This window comes from Ornithinimicrobium sp. (assembly GCF_035267225.1).
GTDB lineage: Bacteria > Actinomycetota > Actinomycetes > Actinomycetales > Dermatophilaceae > Ornithinicoccus.
In genome coordinates, this window is record NZ_DATFMA010000117.1 from 1 (window position 1) to 2,509 (window position 2,509).

At 72.0% G+C, this 2,509-nt stretch carries 3 protein-coding genes; all 3 read left to right on the forward strand.

Features of this window, described 5'->3' with window-relative positions:
- Positions 1–943, forward strand: a 943-nt coding sequence (locus tag VJ976_RS11580; RefSeq protein ID WP_324100379.1) for an RNA polymerase subunit sigma-70, incomplete at its 5' end; no start/stop codon positions are given.
- Positions 931–1,476 (forward strand): dihydrofolate reductase family protein, encoded by a 546-nt coding sequence (locus VJ976_RS11585; protein ID WP_324100380.1) that lies wholly within the window; start codon positions 931–933, stop codon positions 1,474–1,476. The genes VJ976_RS11580 and VJ976_RS11585, both read left to right, overlap by 13 nt.
- Positions 1,477–1,546: 70 nt before the next feature.
- The coding region (locus VJ976_RS11590; protein WP_324100381.1) for an S-(hydroxymethyl)mycothiol dehydrogenase at positions 1,547–2,509 on the forward strand (963 nt) is incomplete at its 3' end.

A 2,509-nucleotide genomic window follows, 5' to 3' on the forward strand; every position in this document is an offset into this window, starting at 1 on the left:
CCGGATGATGGGCTCGCCGGTCGACGCGGAGGACCAGGTCCAGGAGACCTACCTGCGCGCCTGGCGCGGGTTCCACGACTTCGACGGCCGGTGCTCGGTCCGGACCTGGATGTACCGCATCGCCACGAACTCGTGCCTCAATGCGCTGTCCTCGGCGTCCAGACGAGTCCTCCCGGCGGGAATGGGAGCGCCGCCGGGCGACCCGACAGCCCCGCTGAACGCCCGGCAGGATGTGTCCTGGCTGGAGCCGCTGCCGGACTCGATGCTCTGGGCGAGCGCGGCTCCCACCCCCGAGGAGCAGCTGCTCAGCCGGGAGAACATCACCCTCGCCTGGACGGCTGCTCTGCAGGGCCTGGCGCCGAACCAGCGGGCCGTGGTGATCCTGCGCGACGTGCTCGGTTTCAGTGCCGCCGCCGTCGCGGAGACCCTGCAGACGACCCCAGCCTCGGTGAGCTCCGCCCTGCAACGGGGCCGCGCCCGCATCGCCGGCGGGCTGGCCGAGCCGTCGGCCCGGGTCGAGGACTCGACCGAACACGCCGCGGTCGAAGCCTTCGTCTCCGCGTTCGAGCGACATGACTTCGACGCGGTGGTCGCCGCCGTCGCGGACGAGGTGACCTGGCAGATGCCACCCTTCGACCGGTGGTACCGCGGCGCCGTCCCGGTCGCCGAGCTCTCGTGGACCCACTGTCCGGCGGCCGAGCCCGGCGACCTCCGCTTCCGCTACGCCACCCTCAACGCCGGCCCGGCCGTGGGGATGTACCTGCGCAAAGGGCGTCAGTGGGAGGCCTTCCAGCTGCAGGCGCTCCACGTGGGCAGCGAGGGACTCATCGACGACGTCATCGGATGGTTCGAGCCGCACCTGTTCCGGCTCGCCGGCCTGCCGAGGGTCCTGGACTCGGACCGCGCGGACAGCAGATTCGAGGAGCCGACATGCGCATCGTGATCACCCAGAACATGACCCTGGACGGCCGGGTGGAGATGCTCGACGACTGGTTCGACCCCGGCTCGCAGGGCGACGACCTCGCCGCCGAGCTGCGTGAGCACAGTGCCCACGAGGACGTGCTCCTGCTCGGCCGGCAGACCTTCTGCGACCTGCGGAGCTACTGGCCGCACCAGCACGACGACACGACCGGCCTCGCGGACCACCTCAACCGCGTGGACAAGCGCGTGGTGTCAGCGACCCTGAGCGAGCTGGAGTGGACCCACTCCTCGCTCGTCCGGGGCGACCCGCTGGACGCCGTCCGCGCGATGCGCGATGAGCCCGGCGGCGAGGTCGTCGTCACCGGCAGCATCCAGCTGTGCCACGCGCTCATCCCGGCCGGTCTGGTCGATGAGTACCGCATGTTCGTCTTCCCGGCCTGGCAGGGCCGCGGCCGGGGTTTCTTCCCCGAGGGCCAGGCGGTGCCGGACCTGCGCCTGCTCCGGGCCGCTTCCTTCGCGGGCGGGGTGACCTACGCCGCCTACGAGCCTGGCTAGGGCCCGACCGCGCGCCGGGGGGTCGGAACCGCATACGGTGGTGCCTGTCACCGAGGTCGAGGAGGACCGCATGCCCAGCACCGTCAAGGGCGTTATCGCCCGCAGCAAGAACGCCCCGGTCGAGCTCGTCGACATCGTGGTGCCCGACCCCGGCCCTGGTGAGGCCGTCGTGACGGTCGAGGCCTGCGGCGTGTGCCAGACCGACGTGCACTTCCGGGACGGTGAGGTGAACGACGAGTTCCCGTTCCTGCTCGGTCACGAGGCGGCCGGCACGGTGGAGGCGGTCGGCGAGGGCGTGACGAACGTCGCGCCCGGCGACTTCGTCATCCTCAACTGGCGGGCGGTGTGCGGGCAGTGCCGGGCGTGTCAGCGCGGCCAGACGTGGTACTGCTTCGACACCCACAACGCCGCCCAGTCCATGACCCTCGCCTCCGGGGACGACGCCGGCACCGCTCTGACGCCGGCCCTGGGCATCGGCGCCTTCATCGAGAAGACCCTCGTCCACTCCGGGCAGTGCACCAAGGTCGACCCCGCGGCCTCCGCCGTCGCGGCCGGGCTGCTCGGCTGCGGGGTCATGGCCGGGTTCGGCGCCGCGGTGAACACCGGCAGGGTCACCCGGGGCCAGTCGGTGGCGGTCATCGGGTGCGGTGGGGTCGGGGACGCCGCCATCGCGGGAGCCTCGATCGCCGGGGCCACCACGGTCATCGCCGTGGACATCGAGGAGCGCAAGCTCGAAGCAGCGCGCCGCTTCGGCGCCACGCACACGGTGAACGCAGGGGAGCACGACGTCATCGAGACGGTGCGCGAGCTGACCGGCGGCTTCGGCGCCGACGTGGTGGTCGACGCGGTGGGGCGCCCGGAGACCTACACGCAGGCGTTCTACGCCCGTGACCTCGCCGGGACGGTGGTGCTGGTCGGGGTGCCCTCGCCCGAGCTGACGCTGGAGCTGCCGCTGGCCGACGTCTTCGGGCGTGGAGGAGCGCTGAAGTCGAGCTGGTACGGCGACTGTCTGCCCTCGCGGGACTTCCCCATG